Origin of the sequence: Streptomyces sp. CA-294286 (genome assembly GCF_050947155.1) — a bacterium.
GTDB lineage: Bacteria > Actinomycetota > Actinomycetes > Streptomycetales > Streptomycetaceae > Streptomyces.
In genome coordinates this window covers 5,685,923-5,703,404 of record NZ_CP192005.1, presented here as the reverse complement: position 1 = coordinate 5,703,404, position 17,482 = coordinate 5,685,923, and the positions used below count along the sequence as shown (strand labels likewise).

Genomic DNA, 17,482 nt, shown 5'->3' with positions numbered 1-17,482 from the left:
ATGTGGTTGCGAACAGAGTACGGGGCAGCGGTGACGGCCGGGCGCGGGGCGGGGCGGGGTTACGAAGCCGTTGCCGTGAGGTCTCCGCGGCGCGGGGAGGCGAAGGAGTCCAGGTCGGCGCGGGTGAGGCCGGTGAGGCGGGCGACCTCGGCGGTGTCGAGGGCGCCGCAGTCGATGCCGCGCAGCAGGTAGCCGGCGAGCGCCTTGGCGGTGGCGGGCTCGTCGGCGATGTCGCCGCCGAGCTGGTTGGCGTACGCGGCGAGGCGGGCGGCGGCCTGCTCGAAGCCCTCGCGGTAGAAGGCGAAGACGGCCGCGTAACGCGTCGGCAGGTGACCGGGGTGCATGTCCCAGCCCTGGTAGTACGCGCGGGCCAGGGCGCGGCGGGTGAGGCCGAAGTGCAGACGCCAGGCGTCGTGGACCTTCTCGGTGGAGCCGACCGGCAGGACGTTCGTGGAGCCGTCGGAGACCCGGACCCCGGTGCCCGCCGCGGCGACCTGCATGACCGCCTTGGCGTGGTCCGCGGCCGGGTGGTCGCTGGCCTGGTAGGCGGCGCTGACGCCGACGCAGGCGCTGTAGTCGAAGGTGCCGTAGTGCAGTCCGGTGGCGCGGCCCTCGGCTGCGTCGATCATGCGGGCGACGGTGGCGGTGCCGTCGGCGCCCAGGATGGACTGGCTGGTCTCGATCTGGATCTCGAACCCGATCCGGCCCGCGTCCAGTCCGTGCGCCTTCTCGAACGCCTCGACGAGCCGCACCATGGCGGTGACCTGCTCGGGGTAGGTCACCTTGGGGAGGGTGAGGACCAGGCCGTCGGGGAGTCCGCCGGCCGCCATCAGTTCGCTCAGGAAGACGTCGAGGGTGCGGATGCCCCGGTCGCGCACGGCGGCCTCGAAGCACTTCATGCGGATGCCCGTGTACGGGGCGGCCGTGCCGTTCGCGTACGCCTCGGCCACCAGCCGGGCCGTTCGGGCGACGTCGCCGTCCTCGTCGGCGGGCGTGCCGCCGTAGCCGTCCTCGAAGTCGATGCGCAGGTCCTCGATCGGCTCGCGCTCCAGCTTGGCCCGCACCCTGTCGTACACGGCGTCCGCGAGGGAGGCGTCCAGGCCGAGCACGGCGGCGAACGAGGCGGCGTCCGGGGCGTGCTCGTCGAGCATCGCGAGCGCCTGGTCGCCCCAGGAGCGGAGGGTGCCCGCCTCGTAGAGGTTGCCGGGTACGTAGACGGTGTGGACGGGCTGCCGGGTGCCGGGGTCTCCGGGGTAGCGGCGGGCCAGCTCCGCGTCGACCGGTGCGAGGGAGGCGCTGATCCCCTCGCTGACCGCGCCGGTGAGGCTCGTCGCCACCTTCTCCTGCTGACCCATCTCAACCCTCCAGTTTTCCGCTTCACGGAATCAACAATCCGCATAGTGAAGTTAATGGCCCACCGTGATCCACGTCAATGGTTCCCCTTCACCGGCCGCGGAGACGGCTCGGGGCCGCCCGGTGAGAACACCGTGCGGCCCCGAGTCGTACGAGAAGTGCAGGTCAGCCCTTGCGCGACTCGACCTCCGCGGTGAGCTGCGGGACGACCTCGAAGAGGTCGCCGACCACGCCGTAGTCGACCAGGTCGAAGATCGGAGCCTCGGCGTCCTTGTTGACGGCGACGATCGTCTTCGAGGTCTGCATGCCGGCCCGGTGCTGGATCGCGCCGGAGATGCCCGAGGCGATGTACAGCTGCGGGGAGACCGACTTGCCGGTCTGGCCGACCTGGCTGGAGTGCGGGTACCAGCCGGCGTCGACGGCGGCGCGGGAGGCGCCGACCGCGGCACCGAGCGAGTCGGCGAGCTTCTCGATGACCGCGAAGTTCTCGGCGCCGTTGACGCCACGGCCGCCGGAGACCACGATCGCGGCCTCGGTCAGCTCGGGACGGCCGGTGGACTCGCGCGGGGTGCGCGAGACGACCTTGGTGCCCTTGGCGGCGTCGGAGAAGGTGACCGACAGGGCCTCCACGGCGCCGGCGGCCGGGGCGGCCTCGACCGGGGCCGAGTTCGGCTTCACGGTGATGACCGGAACGCCCTTGGAGACGCGGGACTTGGTGGTGTACGAGGCGGCGAACGCGGCCTGCGTGGCCACCGGACCCTCGTCGCCTGCCTCCAGGTCGACGGCGTCGGTGATGATGCCCGAGCCGATGCGGACCGCGAGACGGGCCGCGATCTCCTTGCCCTCGGCGGAGGACGGGACCAGCACGGCGGCCGGGGAGACGGCGTCGTACGCGGCCTGCAGGGCGTCGACCTTCGGGACGACGAGGTAGTCGCCGAACTCGGCGGCCTCGGCGGTCAGGACGCGGGTCGCGCCGTGCTCGCCGAGCACGGCGGCGGCGGCGGCGCCACCGGCCCCGAGGAAGACCGCGACGGGCTCGCCGATGCGGCGGGCGAGCGTCAGCAGCTCCAGGGTGGGCTTGCGGACGGCACCGTCCACGTGGTCGACGTAGACGAGAACTTCAGCCATGGGAATGCTCTCCTGCGAGTGCGAAGAAACGGGGAAGGGGACGGGCGCTCAGATGTGCCGGTCCGGGGCGTGGCCCCGGACCCCGGCCGCTAGATGAACTTCTGGCCCGCGAGGAACTCGGCCAGCTGCTTGCCGCCCTCGCCCTCGTCCTTGACGATCGTGCCCGCGGTGCGCTCGGGACGCTTGTCCGCGGAGTCGACGGCGGTCCAGGAGCCTTCGAGGCCGACCTCTTCGGCGTCCAGGTCCAGGTCGCCGAGGTCCAGGGACTCCACCGGCTTCTTCTTGGCGGCCATGATGCCCTTGAACGACGGGTAGCGGGCCTCGCCCGACTGGTCCGTCACCGAGACCAGCGCCGGCAGGGAGGCCTCCAGCTGCTCGCTCGCGGCGTCGCCGTCGCGGCGGCCCTTGACGACACCGTCCTCGACCTTGACCTCGGAGAGCAGGGTGACCTGCGGAACGCCCAGGCGCTCGGCCAGGATCGCCGGGAGGACGCCCATGACGCCGTCGGTGGACGCCATGCCGGTGATGACCAGGTCGTAACCGGTCTTCTCGACGGCCTTGGCGAGCACCAGCGAGGTCGCCATGACGTCACTGCCGTGGACGTCGTCGTCCTCGACGTGGACGGCCTTGTCGGCACCCATGGACAGCGCCTTGCGCAGCGCGTCCTTGGCGTCCTCGGGGCCCACCGTCACCACGGTGATCTCCGCGTCGTCGGCCTCGTCGGCGATCTGGAGCGCCTGCTCGACCGCGTACTCGTCGAGCTCCGACAGCAGACCGTCGACATCGTCGCGGTCGACCGTCAGGTCATCGGCGAAGTGCCGGTCGCCGGTGGCGTCGGGCACGTACTTCACACAGACAACGATCCTCAAGCTCACGCCGGCTCTCCTACTGCATCGTCTATTTGTCGGCTGCCTCGTTGCAGGCAGCATAGGCGCCTGAAGGGGCGGTTTCCGGTCGGGGCGGGTTGCGCTCCGACTCGAATATTACTCGTCAGTACATCCAGAGCGTTCCCCGTAGGCAAGCGCTTCGAACTGTGACCTTGCCGACGCTGTGCAATCGCCGACACACGCCTGTTTCCGGGAACTCTCAGTCGCGCAGGGCGTTGAAGCGCCCCTGGTGGTAGAGCAGGGGCCGCCCCCGCCCCGAAGGATCCGCCGAGGGGTTTCCCGCGACGGCCTCGGCGAGCACGAGGCGATGATCTCCCGCGGGCACCCGGGCCACCACCCGGCACACCAGCCACGCGAGCACCCCGTCGAGGACGGGCACCCCCTCGGGCCCCGTCCGCCACCGGGTGGGCGCGCCGAACCGATCGGCGCCGCTGCGCGCGAACGTCGCGGCGAGCGCCTCCTGATCCTCTCCGAGCACGTGTACGCCGATGTGCTCGGCCTCGGAGAGCACGGGCCAGCTGGAGGATCCGGTGCCCACCCCGAAGGAGATCAGCGGGGGTTGTGCGGCGACGGAACTGAGAGAGGTGGCGGTGAATCCGACGGGGCGCAGATCGCGGCCCGCGGCGGTGATCACGGCGACCCCCGCGGCGTGCTGCCGGAAGACCGAGCGGAGCAGCTCGGGTCCCGCCTGGGGGCCGGGCCTCGCCGGCCGCGGGGCGGCGACGTCGGGCGCGGGGGCGGACTGGGGCGTCACGGAGTTGTCCTTCGGCGGGTGCGGGGGGTGCGGTCGTCGCGTCCGTTGCTGCTCAGACACCGGGACAGCGCGCACTCGCGTTGCGGGCCAGGTCGACGTGGGCCCGCCCGTACAGAAGGGGATCCGGGGGCATGACGTCACCCTGACGATCGGGGGCGTGCACCGTCAAGTGCGGGAGGCGGCGCAGGCTGGGAGATTGATCACGTCGCGTCACCCGTGCGCCTTCGGGGGAGGGGTGCGGGGTGCCTGGTCGACCGCCCGGCCGAGCGCCGCGATGACGTCCGCCCGGCGTGGCTGTCCCACCGCGCGGCGCACGATCCGGCCGTGCCGGTCGAGGACGAGGACGGTGGGGGTCTGCCGGACGTCCAGTTCCCGTACGAGGGCGAGCCGTTCCTCCGCGTCGATCTCGACGTGGGTGACGCCGTCGACCATCGCGGCCACGTCGGCGAGGATCCTGCGGGTGGCCCGGCAGGGCTGGCAGAACGCGCTGGAGAACTGGACGAGGGTCGCCCGCTCCCCCGGTTCGACGCCCAGCTCGGCGCTGCCGAGCCGCTCGACGGCATCCCGTTCCGGCATATTTCACCCTCCCCTTACTCACGTCTTGTCACAGTGTGCAGCGTGCGGCCCCCGCGCCGCCATTCCCGGTCGCCGTCCCGCGTTCGAACAGCTCGCAGCAGGTCAGGGCACGCGCCGGGGCGCGCGGGACGTGATGAGAATCTCGCAGATTGGGTACCAGGGGACTGGCTACTGGGCCGCTCATGGGGCACGATCTGCCCAACGCCGAAAACCTACGGCAGCGTAACTTTCGTACCGGGCGAGCCCTCCCCGGTCAGAGAAGGGTCCCCGTCATGGCAGAACTCGTCTATCGGCCGGTCGTCGGCGCCGCGCGCACCCTGTTCAAGGCGCTCGACCTGAAGATCGACACCCAGGGTTCTGAGAACATCCCCCGCTCGGGCGGGGCAGTGCTGGTCAGCAACCACATCAGCTACCTCGACTTCGTGTTCAACGGTCTCGCCGCACTGCCGCAGAAGCGCCTGGTGCGCTTCATGGCGAAGGAGTCGGTCTTCCGGCACAAGGTCTCGGGCCCGCTGATGCGCGGCATGAAGCACATCCCGGTGGACCGCAAGCAGGGTGAGAACGCGTACAAGCACGCACTGGACTCGCTGCGCTCGGGTGAGATCATCGGCGTCTTCCCGGAGGCGACGATCTCCGAGTCCTTCACGCTGAAGAGCTTCAAGTCCGGCGCCGCCCGCCTGGCGCAGGAGGCCGGGGTGCCGCTGATCCCGATGGCCGTCTGGGGCACCCAGCGCATCTGGACAAAGGGCAGGCCGCGCAACTTCGGCCGCAACCACATCCCGGTCACCATCCGTGTGGGCAAGCCCGTGGAAGCGCCCCCGGAGGAGTACGCGGGCGCCATCACCCGGCGGCTGCGCGAGCGCGTCCAGGAGCTGCTGGAGGCCGCGCAGCGCGCCTATCCGGTGCGCCCGAAGGACGAGAAGGACACCTGGTGGGTCCCGGCCCACCTGGGCGGCAGCGCGCCGACCCCGGCACAGGTGCGCGAGGCGAGCTGATCCCCCGGGCCGGTCGAGGAGCTCCGGTCCCCGCCGCCGGACCTCAGAGCGCGTCGGGCAGCGCCTCCCAGAGCCGCGAGCGGTCCGGGGCCTTTCGCAGGACGCGGAGCACACCGGGAAGGGGTGCGGCGTACAGGGTCGGATGGTCCCGCTCGCCGCGCCCCTCGTCCGGTACGAACGCCAGGCGCTCCCCGTCGAGCGAGAACCGCGCGTCGACGCCCTCCTTGTTTCCGCGGCAGTCCTGCCGGTGCCAGGCGCCGCCGAGCCGCACGGCGACCAGGGCGTGCAGACAACAGCCGCCCGCCCCGTCGTACTCCAGCCGCTGGTAGCACAGCGCGGCGGGGATGTCCTCGGCACGCAGCAGCGCGGCGAGCGCGTGCGCCTTGGCGTGACAGATCCCGGTGCGCTTCGCCAGGACGTCCGAGGCGCGCCAGGTGACGCGCGGGTCCCCGGAGTCGGCGGAGTGCGGGATCTCGTCCCGCACGTACTCGAAGGCCGCATGGGCGTACGCAGGCGAATCCGCGACCTGCCCGGCGAGGCGTGCGGCGGTGCCGCGCACGAGGGGGTGGCGGTGGTCGATGGCCTCGTCGGCCGCCAAGTAGGCGGACAGGTCGGCGACTTCCTGGAGCAGTTCCATGGCGCAGGAGCATAGGAATGCGACCGACCGGAGTCAATATGTTTTCGGTCGGTCGCATACCTATGCATTGCCTGGGGCGGGTTGCTCAGCGCCCCGCCTCCTCCTTCAGCGCCTGGACGAACGCGTCCACGTCCTGCTCCGTCGTGTCGTAGGCGCACATCCAGCGCACGTCGCCGGCGGCCTCGTCCCAGAAGTAGAAGCGGAAGCGCTTCTGCAGCCGCTCGCTCACCTCGTGCGGCAGCCGGGCGAAGACCGCGTTCGCCTGCACCTCGTGGAGGATCTCCACGCCGTCGACGCCGCGCACGCCCGCGGCGAGCCGCTGGGCCATCGCGTTGGCGTGCCGGGCGTTGCGCAGCCACAGGTCCTTGGCGAGCAGCGCCTCCAGCTGTACCGACACGAAGCGCATCTTCGAGGCGAGCTGCATCGAGGACTTGCGCAGCCGCTTCATCGCCGTCGGCCGCACGGCGTCCGGGTTCAGGACGATCACGGCCTCGCCGAACAGCATGCCGTTCTTGGTACCGCCGTACGACAGCATGTCGACGCCGACGGCGTTGGTGAAGGCGCGCATGGGCACGTCCAGGGAGGCGGCGGCGTTGGCGATCCGCGCCCCGTCGAGGTGGACCTTCATGCCGTGCTGGTGCGCGTGGTCACAGATCGCCCGTATCTCGTCCGGCGTGTAGACGGTGCCGAGCTCGGTGTTCTGGGTGATCGAGACGACCTGGGGCATGGCACGGTGTTCGTCGTCGAAGCCCCAGGCCTGCCGGTCGATGAGTTCGGGGGTGAGCTTGCCGTCCGGGGTGGCGACGGTCAGCAGCTTGAGCCCGCCCATCCGCTCCGGGGCGCCGCCCTCGTCGACGTTGATGTGCGCGCTCTCGGCGGCGATCACCGCGCCCCAGCGGTCGGTGAGCGCCTGGAGGCACACCACGTTGGCGCCGGTGCCGTTGAAGACCGGGAACGCCTCCGCCGACGGGCCGAAGTGGCCGCGCACCACCTGCTGGAGGTGCGCGGTGTAGTCGTCCTCGCCGTACGCGACCTGGTGGCCGCCGTTGGCGAGGGCGAGGGCCGCCAGCACCTCGGGGTGCGCGCCCGCGTAGTTGTCGCTGGCGAAGCCCCGTACCGAGGGGTCGTGGTGGCGGCGGGCGTCGGTCCTGGGCGGGTTCGCCGGGCCGGTCACGGAGGTGGTGGTCGTGGTCGTCACCGTGGTGGTCGTCGTGGTCACGGCGTCCGTGTCCGTCACGGTCACGGCTTGGGGGTCAGCCACAGGCGCTGTCCATTCACTTCGGCGGCGGGCCGCATCCAGACGCCGGCGACGGCCTCGGCCAGATCCTTGACGTCGGTGAAACCCGCGAACTTCGCATTCGGGCGCTCGGCGCGCATCGCGTCGTGCACCAGTGCCTTGATCACCAGGATGGCAGCCGCACTGTGCGGCCCGTCCTCGCCCCCCGCCTTGCGGAAGGCGTCGGCCAGGGCGAGCGTCCACGCCTCGGCGGCGGCCTTGGAAGCGGCGTAGGCGGCGTTGCCCGCAGTCGGCTTCGACGCGCCGGCCGCGCTGATCAGCAGATAGCGGCCGCGGTCGCTGCGCTGGAGTCCGTCCTGGAAGGCGAGCGAGGTGTGCTGCACGGTGCGGATCAGCAGCTTCTCCAGGAGGTCCCAGTCGGCGAGGTCGGTCTCCGCGAAGGTGGCGGAACCGCGCCAGCCGCCGACGAGGTGCACCATCCCGTCGATCCGGCCGAACTCCTTCTCCGTCTTCGCCGCCCATGCGCGGGTGGCGTCGAGGTCGAGCAGGTCGACGGTCTCGCCGATGACCGTGGCACCGCCGTGCGCGTACCGCGCGGCGTCCACGGCCTCCGCGAGCCGTGCCACGTCGGCGTCCGCGCCGACGACGGTGGCACCGGCCTCCGCGAGCCGCAGCAGCGTGGCGCGCCCGGCCGGTCCGGCCGCTCCGGCGACCGCGATGACGGCTCCGTCCAGGGCGCCCTCGGGGGTGTCGATCGGGGTCATGACAGTCGCCTCCTCGGCGCGGGGGCTCATGCGGCCACCCGCTCGGCGCTCGCCGCGCGAATCCCCTTGGTGGAGGCGATCACGGACTTGAGCTTCTTGGAAAGCGCCTCATAGAACATGCTCAGCGGAAACTCGTCAGGAAGCACGTCGTCGACCAGTTTCCGCGGCGGCAGCGACAGGTCCAGCGCGTCCGGACCCTTGGCCCAGCGCGATCCCGGGTGCGGTGCCAGGTAGGTGGAGACCAGGTCGTACGCGGCGAACCAGTGCACCAGCTTCGGGCGGTCGATGCCCGCCCGGTACAGCTCCTCGATCTCGCCGCAGAGCTGGTTGGTGACCTGCGGGGCCCGCTCCCAGTCGATCTTGAGGGTGTTGTCGGTCCAGCGCAGCACGTCGTGCTTGTGCAGGTACGCGAAGAGGAGCTGGCCGCCGAGTCCGTCGTAGTTGCGGACGCGCTCGCCGGTGACCGGGAAGCGGAACATCCGGTCGAAGAGCACCGCGTACTGCACGTCACGGCCCTGGGAGACGCCGTCGGCCTCCAGCTTCACGGCCTCCTTGAAGGCGGTGAGGTCGCAGCGCAGCTCTTCGAGCCCGTACATCCAGAACGGCTGCCGCTGCTTGATCATGAACGGGTCGAAGGGCAGGTCGCCGTGGCTGTGCGTGCGGTCGTGCACCATGTCCCACAGGACGAACGCCTGCTGGCAGCGGTCCTGGTCGGCGACCATCTCGCGGATGTCGTCGGGCAGTTCGAGACCCAGGACGCGCACGGCCTCCTCGGTCACCCTGCGGAAACGGGCCGCCTCGCGGTCGCAGAAGATGCCGCCCCAGGTGAAACGTTCCGGCGCTTCGCGCACGGCGATCGTCTCGGGGAAGAGCACGGCCGAGTTGGTGTCGTAGCCCGCGGTGAAGTCCTCGAACGTGATGCCGCAGAAGAGCGGGTTGTCGTAGCGGGTGCGTTCCAGCTCCGCCAGCCACTCCGGCCACACCATGCGCAGCACGACGGCTTCGAGGTTGCGGTCCGGGTTGCCGTTCTGCGTGTACATCGGGAAGACCACGAGGTGCTGGCGGCCGTCGGCACGCGACCGGGCGGGCTGGAAGGCGAGCAGCGAGTCCAGGAAGTCGGGGACGGCGAAGCCGCCGTCCGCCCATGCGCGCAGGTCGGCGACGAGGGCCCGGTGGTAGGCGGCGTCGTGCGGCAGCAGCGGCGACAGCTCCTCGACGGCGTCGGTCACGCGGCCGAGCACGGCCTCGGCGGCGGGCCGGGCCGGGGCGCCCTCGGCGTCGAAGTCGATGGATCCGTCGGCGGACTGCCAGGGCCGGATCTCCTCGACCGCACCCTTGAGCACGCTCCAGGCCGGGTGGTCGATCACCCGCGAGGCCTCCGCTATGCCTCCACCAGCAATGTCCTGCATCAGATTTTGCGTCATGTCACTTCCTTCACGGGAGAACCTCGCGTCAAGAAACCGTATCCGCGCATGGTTCTTCCGCACAAGAGGGCCTGGGACAAATTATCCTGCGCCACCCCCCAGATCACCGGAAGTCTTCCTGCGTGACATCGGGGACGCGGCGATGACTGCGGCGTCCGTCACCGCGCGACACAACTGTCCTGCTGCTTCCCGCCCCACGGCGCGCTCGCCTCTTCTCCCGCGCGGCTCCGGTCGCGAGGCGTCAATCCCGGTCGGGCCCGCGCCCACGGACGAGTGAGGGAGAGCTGTCCCGGCGTCGGCCGGGGGTAGGACGGTCGCACGCTGTTGCGCGTACGCCCGCCCCTCCCCCCTTCGCCTGGAGCTGTTCCCGTTGAGCATGCGTGCCGTCCTGTTCGCCGCCCTCGCCACCGGTCTCATCCTGGGAATCGCGGGCACCCAGTTCCACGACTCCGGTTCCGTCCGCCGCACGGGTTCCGTTGCGGAGGCGGGCCGCTAATCTCGCTGTGAGCCGCCAGCCGCCGTCGACGGAAGCGAGATCGCCGTGCAGTTCCTCACCATCGGTCATCGCGGAGTCATGGGTGTCGAGCCCGAGAACACCCTCAGCTCCTTCGTCCGTGCCCAGCAGGCGGGCATGGACGTCATCGAACTCGATCTGCATCTGAGCAAGGACGGCGCGCTCGTCGTCATGCACGACGCCGACGTCGACCGGACCACGGACGGGCACGGTGCGATCGCCGGGCTCACCCTCGCCGAGCTGCGCGCCCTCGACGCGGGCGGCGGCCAGCGCGTCCCCCTCTTCGAGGAGGTCCTGGACGCCGTCTCCGCGCCGCTCCAGGCGGAGATCAAGGACGTGGCCGCCGCCCGGACCCTGGCCGAGGTGATGCACCGGCGCGCCCTGGTGGAGCGCGTCGAGGTCCTGTCGTTCCACGACGAGGCACTCACGCACATCTCGTCACTGGTGCCCGGGGTGCGGACCGGGCTGGTCGCCGAGTTCTACGGGCCCGAGGTGATCGACCGGGCGCTGGCGGCAGGGGCGGGCGCCGTCGTCCTGGACATTCAGCGGCTCACCCTGGAGACCGTCCGCCGGGCCCGCACCGAGAAGCTGGCGGTGATCGGCTGGGTGGTGAACACCCCGGACGAGCTGCGCCTCGCACACGCGTTGGAGCTGGACGGAGTGACCACGGACTTCCCGGAGATCCGCCGCACCGGCCGCTTCATGGCCTGAGCCCCCGCCCTCGGGGCCGGGGGTCTCCCGGCCGGTGCCCCGGAACCGTGGGGCGTCTCAGAGTTCCTTGAGGAGCAGCTCGAACGCGAGGTCGTCGCGCTGCGGAACGCCGAAACGCTCGTCCCCGTACGGGAAGGGCGTCATCCTTCCCGTACGGCGGTAACCGCGGCGCTCGTACCAAGCGATGAGGTCCTCGCGCACCGAGATCACCGTCATGTGCATCTCCCGCACGCCCCAGCTCCGCACGGCGAGACGTTCGGCCTCCGCGATGACGGCTTTGCCGACGCCACCGCCCTGGAGGCCGGGCCGTACGGCGAACATCCCGAAGTAGGCGGCTTGTCCTCGGTGTTCGAGCTGGCAGCAGGCGATGAGCTCACCGTCGCGCGCGACGGTGAGCAGCCGGCTGCGCGGGTCCTCGACGACGGTGCGGACGCTCTCGGGGTCGGTGCGCCGGCCTTCGAGGAGGTCGGCCTCAGTGGTCCACCCCGTACGGCTGCTGTCCCCGCGGTAGGCCGACTCGATGAGCGCGACGAGTGCGGCGACATCGGCCTCCACGGCGTCACGGAAGACGAGTTTCCCGGCGGCCGGGCGCGAAGTGGTGTCCATGGCGGAGGTGCCCCTCTGACTGTGCCTGTGCTGCGGCGCTGCGGTCGGCCGCGCGCGGCGGCCGGTGTGTCCGTCCGACCCTAGCGCGGCCCCGTGCTCCCCCCGTGTGCCGTTGCGCGTGCGTGCGCCCCGGCCATCGCGGGCATCGACTCCTCGACCTGTCGACACGTCGTGGTGGAAGTGAACGGGGAGGTACGCCGTGCACGGACCGGCGATGTCCGGCTGGCTGCTGGTGGCACTGTGCGGGGTGACGAGTGCGTACTGCCTGCTGTGGATGCGCAGCGGACCCGCGCAGGAGCGCGGAACGGCCCGCGGCGAGGCGCTGATGGGGCTCGGGATGGCGGCGATGGCGGTGCCCGCCGCCGTGTTCGCGCCGCCCGCCTGGAGCTGGGCGGTGTACGCCGCGGTGTTCGGCGGCGCGGCGCTGCGGGCCCTGTGGTGGACGCGGGGCGGGCTGCGCAACGCTCCTCACGCGCACCATCTGATCGGTTCGGTGGCCATGGTCTACATGGCGGTGGCCATGGCGCCGGGCCCGGCCGGCTCCGCGGGCCACGCGGGGCACGGCGCCGTGTCGGCGGGCGGGGTACCGCTGCTCACCGGGGCTCTGCTGACGTACTACGCGGTGTACGTGCTGCGGGTGGGCGCACGGCTCGTCCCGGTGGCGACGGTGGCGGGCGCGACGAACAGCGGACCGGCCCCGTCCGCCGGGGTCCTGTACTGGGGCGCCCGCCCCGAACTGGCGCTCGCCTGCCGACTGTCCATGGCCCTGGCGATGCTCACCATGCTGCTGTCCCTATGAGGGGCGACGCACCGGATGAGTCGTACGTCACTTAGCGGGCCGGGGACATACCCCTGGGCAGCGGGCTCCTCATAGGCTGGGCCCATGATGGTCTCCCTGGCGCTGCTGCTGCTCGGTCTGGTGACCGCCGTCACGGCTCCACGCCTGCTCGCGTCCACCGACTGGCGGGAGCGGGAACCCGTGGTCGCGCTGTGGATGTGGCAGTGCGTGGTGGTCGCGGTGCTCCTGTGCTTCGCGCTCGCGATGACGTTCAGCGCGGCGGCCGCCTGGCAGCTGGTACGGGGGCACGTCTTCGCGTCGGCGCCGCACGGAGTCGTCGAGGCGTACGCGCTGGGCGCCTACGGCCCGTGGTCGGCCGTCCTCGCGGTCGTGCTGGCGGGCTGCGGTGTGTGGACGGGCGCGATGCTGACCCGTGAGATCCACCGGGCGCACGTGCGGCGCAGGCAGCACCGTGCGGAACTCCTGGTGCGTGCGCCCGCCCTGCCCGGGGAGGGTCCGGGCGGGGACCGTCTGGTGGTCCTGGAGGGCGAGCGGCCCGACGTCCGGTGGCTGCCCGGCACGAAGCCGAGGCTGGTCATCACCACGGCGGCACTGCGCAGGCTCAAGGGGCGTCAGCTGGACGCAGTGGTGGCGCACGAGCAGGGCCACGCACGGGCCCGGCACGACTGGCTGCTGCACTGTGCGGGCGCGCTGGCGGGCGGTTTCCCGCAGATCCCGGTGTTCGCCGTCTTCCGCGACGAGATGCACCGGCTGGTCGAACTGGCCGCCGACGACATGGCGTCCAAGCGTTTCGGCCGGTTGACGACGGCGCTGGCGCTGGTCGAACTGAACGAGGACCGGGGGGTGTTCGGACCGTGCGCCACACCGGACAACGGCCTGCCGCAGCGGGTGAACCGGCTGCTGGCCCCCGTGCCCAGGCTGAGCCCGGCCCGGCGGCTGCGGCTCACCGCGGCCTGGGCGCTGGTGCCCGCCGTTCCGCTGGTGGTGGCCTTCGTGCCGGGTCTCAGCGCTCTCGGATAGCGGCCATCGGGCAGCAGGACCCGGCCCTCGCCGGCCGGGCCGGGCGCGTTCGAGGGGCTTGACCGGCCGCGGGTCGGCAAGGATCACCCCATGCCCTCTCCCGGACCCCTGCCGCCCGCCCGCTCGCCGGTGCTCCTCGCGGGCGCCCTTCTCGCCGCTCTGTCCGCCGTGCTGCTCGCCCTGGTGGTCCTCGGCTGGGGTCCGCTGCTGGCTCTCGACGGCCGGATCGCCGACGGCCTGCACGGCGTCGCGGTGGACTCTCCGGAAGCGACCCGCGTCAACCGGATCCTCTCCGACTGGGTGTGGGACCCGTGGGCGATGCGAGCGGTGCTGGCGGTGGTCTTCGTCTGGTTGCTGCGGCGTGGCGAACGGGCGCTCGCCCTGTGCCTGGCGGTGACGGGCCTGGTGGCCGCGTGCGTCCAGCAGCTCCTCAAGTTCGTGGTCGGGCGCGAGCGTCCGCAGTGGCCGGATCCGGTCGATTCCGCTCATTACGCCGCCTTCCCCTCCGGTCACGCGATGACAGCGGCGGTCACTTTCGGTCTGCTCCTGTGGCTCCTGCGGCTGCACGGGGCGGGGCGTGCGGCCCGTGCCTGGCTACGGGCCGCGGGGGTGGTGTCGGTGGCGGGCGTCGGCTTCACCCGGGTGTTCCTGGGCGTGCACTGGTTCAGCGACGTACTCGCGGGCTGGCTGCTGGGGGCTGCCCTGGTGCTGTTCGCGGCGGCTCTGCACGCGTACCGGGCGGCACCGCGGGCATGATCGACGCCATGACGACCGAAGCGGTGCTGTTCGACTTCTCCGGCACGCTGCTGCGCATCGAGTCCACGCGCGCCTGGGTGGGTGCGGTGCTCGGCGACCGCCTCCCGTCCGTCCCCGCGCAGGAGCTGGACCGGTACGCGACCCTCCTGGAGAGCGCGGGCGCGCTGCCCGGCGGCGCCCCGCCGCTGCGGGTCCCGCCGGCACTGGCCGGGCTGTGGGCGACCCGCGACGTGAGTGCGGAGCGACACCGGGCCGCGTACACGGGCCTCTCGCGGCAGGTGGGCCTCCCGGACGACGCCCTGCACGACGCGCTGTACGAGCGCCACATGTCCCCGGCCGCCTGGCAGCCGTACCCGGACGCCGTGGAGGTGCTGCGGGAACTGCGCGCGCGGGGTGTCGGGGTCGCCGTGGTCAGCAACATCGGCTGGGACCTGCGGCCGGTGCTGCGGGAGCACGGCCTGGACCCGTACGTCGACGCCTACGTCCTGTCGTACGAGCACGGCGTCCAGAAGCCGGACCCCCGGCTGTTCCGCACGGCGTGCGAGGCGCTGGGCCGGGAGCCCGCGCACACCCTGATGGTGGGCGACGACCGGCACGCCGACGGCGGGGCGGCGGCGCTGGGGTGTGCGGTCCACTTCGTCGACGCGCTTGCGGCGGCGGACCGCCCGGACGGGCTGCTGCCGGTGCTCGGCCTTCTCGGCTGACGTGCGGCCGCCCGCCGGGTACCGTCCCGCCACGTACGAAGGCCCCCGGAAGGAAACCTTCCGGGGGCCTTCACCCGCTGTCCGCCTTGGACGATCCCCCGCGTCGCCCAAGGCGGACAGCCGTCCCCTCGCCCCCTTCGCAAAGGGGGGTGCGGAACGCGCGCTGAGTATATTGGCTCAGAGCCAGTCAACGCAGGAGTTACAGGATGTCCCCGCGCAGCCCGTCGGTCAATGAGGAATTGCGTCGGCGTTCGCGCGAGCGGATCCTCCAGGCGACGGTGGACCTGGTGGGCGAGCGCGGTTACGAGGCGACGACACTGGGCCACATCGCGGACCGGGCCGGGACGGCACGCGGGCTGGTCTCGTACTACTTCCCCGGCAAGCGGCAGCTGCTCCAGTCCGCCGTGCACCGGCTGATGCACCGCACCATCCGCGAAGCGCTGGAGCGGGCGCCGCAGCCCGCCCCGCCGCAGGGGCGGGAGTTGCTCGCCAGGGCGGTGGACGCGGTGCTCGGGCTGGCGCACGAGCGGCCGGTGCTGATGCGCACGCACATGGCGGGCATCCTCCAGGCCGAGGGTTTCGTGCAGTGCCCGGAGCAGCAGTTGCTGGCGCAGGTGCTGCGGGGGGCGGTGGAGCAGTACGGCGCCGGCGACTCGGCGCAGGACCCGGAGGCCGATTACCGCCTGCTGCGTGCGCTGTTGATGGGCGCGGTCTTCGCCCTGTTGCTGCCGGGGGCGCCGATGCCGCTCGTACGGCTGCGGGCGGAGCTGTTCCAGCGGTACGGCCTGGACTGGGACATGGGCGTGCCGCCGGACGAGGGTCCGCCCGGCGGCACGGGAGCGCGCGGAGGGCCGGCCACCGGCCCGGCCGCGTGTTGATCGGCGGCAGGAGGGCCGAGGCCCTCTCCCCCGACGGGGCGCGCAGCGCGGCCCCGGCCGTCGGGTCCCGCTCCGCCGACCTCACCTCCGCGGAGATGCTGATCAGGCGCCACGAGAGGCGCTGACCGCGGTGGGCGACGCACTGGCCGACGGTGACGAGGTGACGAGCGAGGAGCGGGCCGCGGCGGGTCGCCCAGCAGTCGGCCGAGATCCGCCGCATGGCGCGGATGCCCGGGACCGGGCGGCTCCGGTCCCGGCGCTCTCGCGTGCTGTCCGCTTCCGCTCTCCGGGCTCCTTCGTGCGCCTGTGTGCGCACGGCCCCCTGCCGCTGCCCGCCGTCCGGTGCCATGCTGGAGGGACCCCGTGGGAGGGAGCTGAGCCGTGTTCCGCGTCGCAGTCGTCGGGTCGGGCCCCAGCGGGGTCTACACGGCCCAGGCCCTCGTCCAGCAGACCGCCGTGCCCGATGTCCGCGTGGACGTCCTGGACCGGCTGCCCTGTCCGTACGGACTGGTCCGGTACGGCGTCGCGCCGGACCACGAGAAGATCAAGTCCCTCCAGGGCACGCTGCGCACGGTGCTGGAGCACGAACGGGTCTCCTTCGTGGGCAATGTGGAGGCGGGGACTCCGGAACTGCCCGCCCGGCGCCTCCTGGAGCTCTACCACGCGGTGGTCTACTGCACCGGCGCGGCGGCCGACCGCAGACTCGGCATCCCCGGCGAGGACCTGCCGGGCAGCTTCTCCGCCACCGAGTTCGTGTCCTGGTACAGCGCCCACCCCGACGCGGCGCCCGACGGCTTCGCGCTGGGGGTGCGCTCCGCGGTGGTGATCGGCGTCGGCAACGTGGCGGTCGACGTGGCGCGGATCCTGGCGCGCGGGGCCGCCGAGCTGCTGCCCACGGACGTCCCGCAGGGCGCGCTGGACCTGTTGTCGGGGTCCACGCTGCGCGAGGTGCACATGGTGGGGCGGCGCGGCCCCTCGCAGGCCAGGTTCACCACCAAGGAGCTGCGGGAACTGGGCTCCCTGCCGGACGCCCGGGTCTCGGTCGAGCCCGCCGAACTGGCGCTGGATCCGGCGTACGAGGACCCGTCGGCGCTGCCGACGGCCCTGCGCCGCAACGTGGAGGTGGTGCGCGGCTGGGCCTCGGCGCCGTCGTCCGCAGGGGGCCGGGTGATTCGGCTGCGCTTCCACCTGCGCCCGGTGGAGCTGCTCGCCGAGGCGGGGCGGGTGGCGGCCGTACGGTTCGAACGGACGGTGCCGGACGGGGCGGGCGGGGTGCGCGGGACGGGCGTGTACGAGGACATCGAGGCGCAGTTGGTGCTGCGCTCGGTCGGCTACCGAGGGACCCCCGTACCCGGACTGCCGTTCGACCCGGCGCGCGGCACGGTGCCGCACGCGGGCGGGCGGGTGCTGCGGGACGGACACCCCTCGTCCGGGGAGTACGTCGCCGGGTGGATCAAGCGCGGGCCGACCGGGGTGATCGGCACGAACCGGCCGTGCGCGAAGGAGACGGTGGCCTCGCTGCTGGCGGACGCCGGTGCGCTGGCGCGGCGGGAGGTGACGGGCGAACCCCTGGACGTGCTGCGGCGGTCGGGGCTGCGGCCCGTCCAGTGGCCGGGCTGGCTGGCGATCGAGGCGGCGGAGACGGCTCTCGGCGCTTCGCTGGGACGCCGGTCGGTGAAGATCGCGGACTGGGCGGGGCTGCTGGACGCGGCGGGCGGCGGGCGGGCCTGAGCCCTGCC

19 protein-coding genes are annotated in these 17,482 nt (G+C 72.4%); 9 read left to right on the top strand and 10 right to left on the bottom strand.

The window, feature by feature from the left end:
- Positions 1-59 precede the first annotated feature (59 nt).
- From ACQPZG_RS29930 to ACQPZG_RS29910, 5 genes are all read right to left on the bottom strand, one after another.
- A complete protein-coding gene (locus tag ACQPZG_RS29930; RefSeq protein WP_433548807.1) occupies positions 60-1,355 on the bottom strand; it encodes a DUF6986 family protein in 1,296 nt (431 codons plus the stop codon).
- A 163-nt stretch (positions 1,356-1,518) separates the two neighbouring features.
- Positions 1,519-2,481 carry an electron transfer flavoprotein subunit alpha/FixB family protein gene (locus ACQPZG_RS29925; RefSeq protein ID WP_433548806.1) on the bottom strand — a complete coding sequence of 321 codons (963 nt, stop codon included), beginning with the start codon at positions 2,479-2,481 and terminating at the stop codon, positions 1,519-1,521.
- An 89-nt stretch (positions 2,482-2,570) separates the two neighbouring features.
- Complete coding sequence (locus ACQPZG_RS29920; protein WP_433548805.1) at positions 2,571-3,356, bottom strand: electron transfer flavoprotein subunit beta/FixA family protein; 786 nt, start codon at positions 3,354-3,356, stop codon at positions 2,571-2,573.
- A 211-nt stretch (positions 3,357-3,567) separates the two neighbouring features.
- Entirely contained in the window at positions 3,568-4,122 is a 555-nt protein-coding gene (locus ACQPZG_RS29915) for a flavin reductase family protein (RefSeq protein ID WP_433548804.1), read from the bottom strand.
- Between the two features lie 210 nt (positions 4,123-4,332).
- Positions 4,333-4,698, bottom strand: a complete 366-nt coding sequence (locus ACQPZG_RS29910) for a TlpA family protein disulfide reductase (RefSeq protein WP_433548803.1) — start codon at positions 4,696-4,698, stop codon at positions 4,333-4,335.
- A 272-nt stretch (positions 4,699-4,970) separates the two neighbouring features.
- Here ACQPZG_RS29910 and ACQPZG_RS29905 point away from each other — a divergent pair, with 272 nt between their 5' ends.
- The gene (locus tag ACQPZG_RS29905; protein ID WP_433548802.1) at positions 4,971-5,693 is read left to right on the top strand and encodes a lysophospholipid acyltransferase family protein; all 723 of its coding nucleotides are present in this window, start codon (positions 4,971-4,973) and stop codon (positions 5,691-5,693) included.
- Between the two features lie 43 nt (positions 5,694-5,736).
- On the opposite strand, the gene ACQPZG_RS29900 is transcribed toward ACQPZG_RS29905, so the two are convergent.
- The 4 genes from ACQPZG_RS29900 to ACQPZG_RS29885 form a co-directional block, all read right to left on the bottom strand.
- Entirely contained in the window at positions 5,737-6,330 is a 594-nt protein-coding gene (locus tag ACQPZG_RS29900) for a transglutaminase domain-containing protein (RefSeq protein ID WP_433548801.1), read from the bottom strand.
- 85 nt (positions 6,331-6,415) lie between these two features.
- Entirely contained in the window at positions 6,416-7,504 is a 1,089-nt protein-coding gene (locus tag ACQPZG_RS29895; protein ID WP_433549599.1) for a threonine aldolase family protein, read from the bottom strand.
- 65 nt (positions 7,505-7,569) lie between these two features.
- Positions 7,570-8,361, bottom strand: a complete 792-nt coding sequence (locus tag ACQPZG_RS29890; RefSeq protein ID WP_433548800.1) for an SDR family NAD(P)-dependent oxidoreductase — start codon at positions 8,359-8,361, stop codon at positions 7,570-7,572.
- Positions 8,358-9,755 (bottom strand): DUF6421 family protein, encoded by a 1,398-nt coding sequence (locus ACQPZG_RS29885; RefSeq protein ID WP_433548799.1) that lies wholly within the window; start codon positions 9,753-9,755, stop codon positions 8,358-8,360. The genes ACQPZG_RS29890 and ACQPZG_RS29885 overlap by 4 nt, the downstream gene beginning before the upstream one ends.
- Positions 9,756-10,125: 370 nt before the next feature.
- Here ACQPZG_RS29885 and ACQPZG_RS29880 point away from each other — a divergent pair, with 370 nt between their 5' ends.
- Together ACQPZG_RS29880 and ACQPZG_RS29875 are read left to right on the top strand one after the other, a co-directional pair.
- Positions 10,126-10,251: a hypothetical protein gene (locus ACQPZG_RS29880; RefSeq protein ID WP_433548798.1), complete on the top strand. Its 126-nt coding sequence runs from the start codon at positions 10,126-10,128 to the stop codon at positions 10,249-10,251.
- Positions 10,252-10,296: 45 nt separating this feature from the next.
- Complete coding sequence (locus tag ACQPZG_RS29875) at positions 10,297-10,980, top strand: glycerophosphodiester phosphodiesterase (RefSeq protein ID WP_433548797.1); 684 nt, start codon at positions 10,297-10,299, stop codon at positions 10,978-10,980.
- Positions 10,981-11,037: 57 nt separating this feature from the next.
- Here ACQPZG_RS29875 and ACQPZG_RS29870 read toward each other — a convergent pair whose 3' ends face one another.
- Positions 11,038-11,586, bottom strand: coding sequence for a GNAT family N-acetyltransferase (locus ACQPZG_RS29870; protein ID WP_433548796.1), 549 nt, complete (start codon positions 11,584-11,586; stop codon positions 11,038-11,040).
- A 199-nt stretch (positions 11,587-11,785) separates the two neighbouring features.
- Between ACQPZG_RS29870 and ACQPZG_RS29865 the strand changes: the two genes are divergently transcribed.
- The 6 genes from ACQPZG_RS29865 (at position 11,786) to ACQPZG_RS29840 (ending at position 17,474) form a co-directional block, all read left to right on the top strand.
- Positions 11,786-12,385, top strand: coding sequence for a DUF5134 domain-containing protein (locus tag ACQPZG_RS29865; protein WP_433548795.1), 600 nt, complete (start codon positions 11,786-11,788; stop codon positions 12,383-12,385).
- Positions 12,386-12,469: 84 nt separating this feature from the next.
- Positions 12,470-13,405 (top strand): M56 family metallopeptidase, encoded by a 936-nt coding sequence (locus tag ACQPZG_RS29860; protein ID WP_433548794.1) that lies wholly within the window; start codon positions 12,470-12,472, stop codon positions 13,403-13,405.
- A gap of 90 nt (positions 13,406-13,495) precedes the next feature.
- Entirely contained in the window at positions 13,496-14,161 is a 666-nt protein-coding gene (locus tag ACQPZG_RS29855) for a phosphatase PAP2 family protein (protein WP_433548793.1), read from the top strand.
- A gap of 8 nt (positions 14,162-14,169) precedes the next feature.
- Positions 14,170-14,865, top strand: a complete 696-nt coding sequence (locus ACQPZG_RS29850) for an HAD family hydrolase (RefSeq protein ID WP_433548792.1) — start codon at positions 14,170-14,172, stop codon at positions 14,863-14,865.
- A gap of 206 nt (positions 14,866-15,071) precedes the next feature.
- Positions 15,072-15,743, top strand: coding sequence for a TetR/AcrR family transcriptional regulator (locus ACQPZG_RS29845; protein ID WP_433548791.1), 672 nt, complete (start codon positions 15,072-15,074; stop codon positions 15,741-15,743).
- A gap of 381 nt (positions 15,744-16,124) precedes the next feature.
- Complete coding sequence (locus ACQPZG_RS29840) at positions 16,125-17,474, top strand: FAD-dependent oxidoreductase (RefSeq protein ID WP_433548790.1); 1,350 nt, start codon at positions 16,125-16,127, stop codon at positions 17,472-17,474.
- The last annotated feature ends 8 nt before the right edge of the window (positions 17,475-17,482 follow it).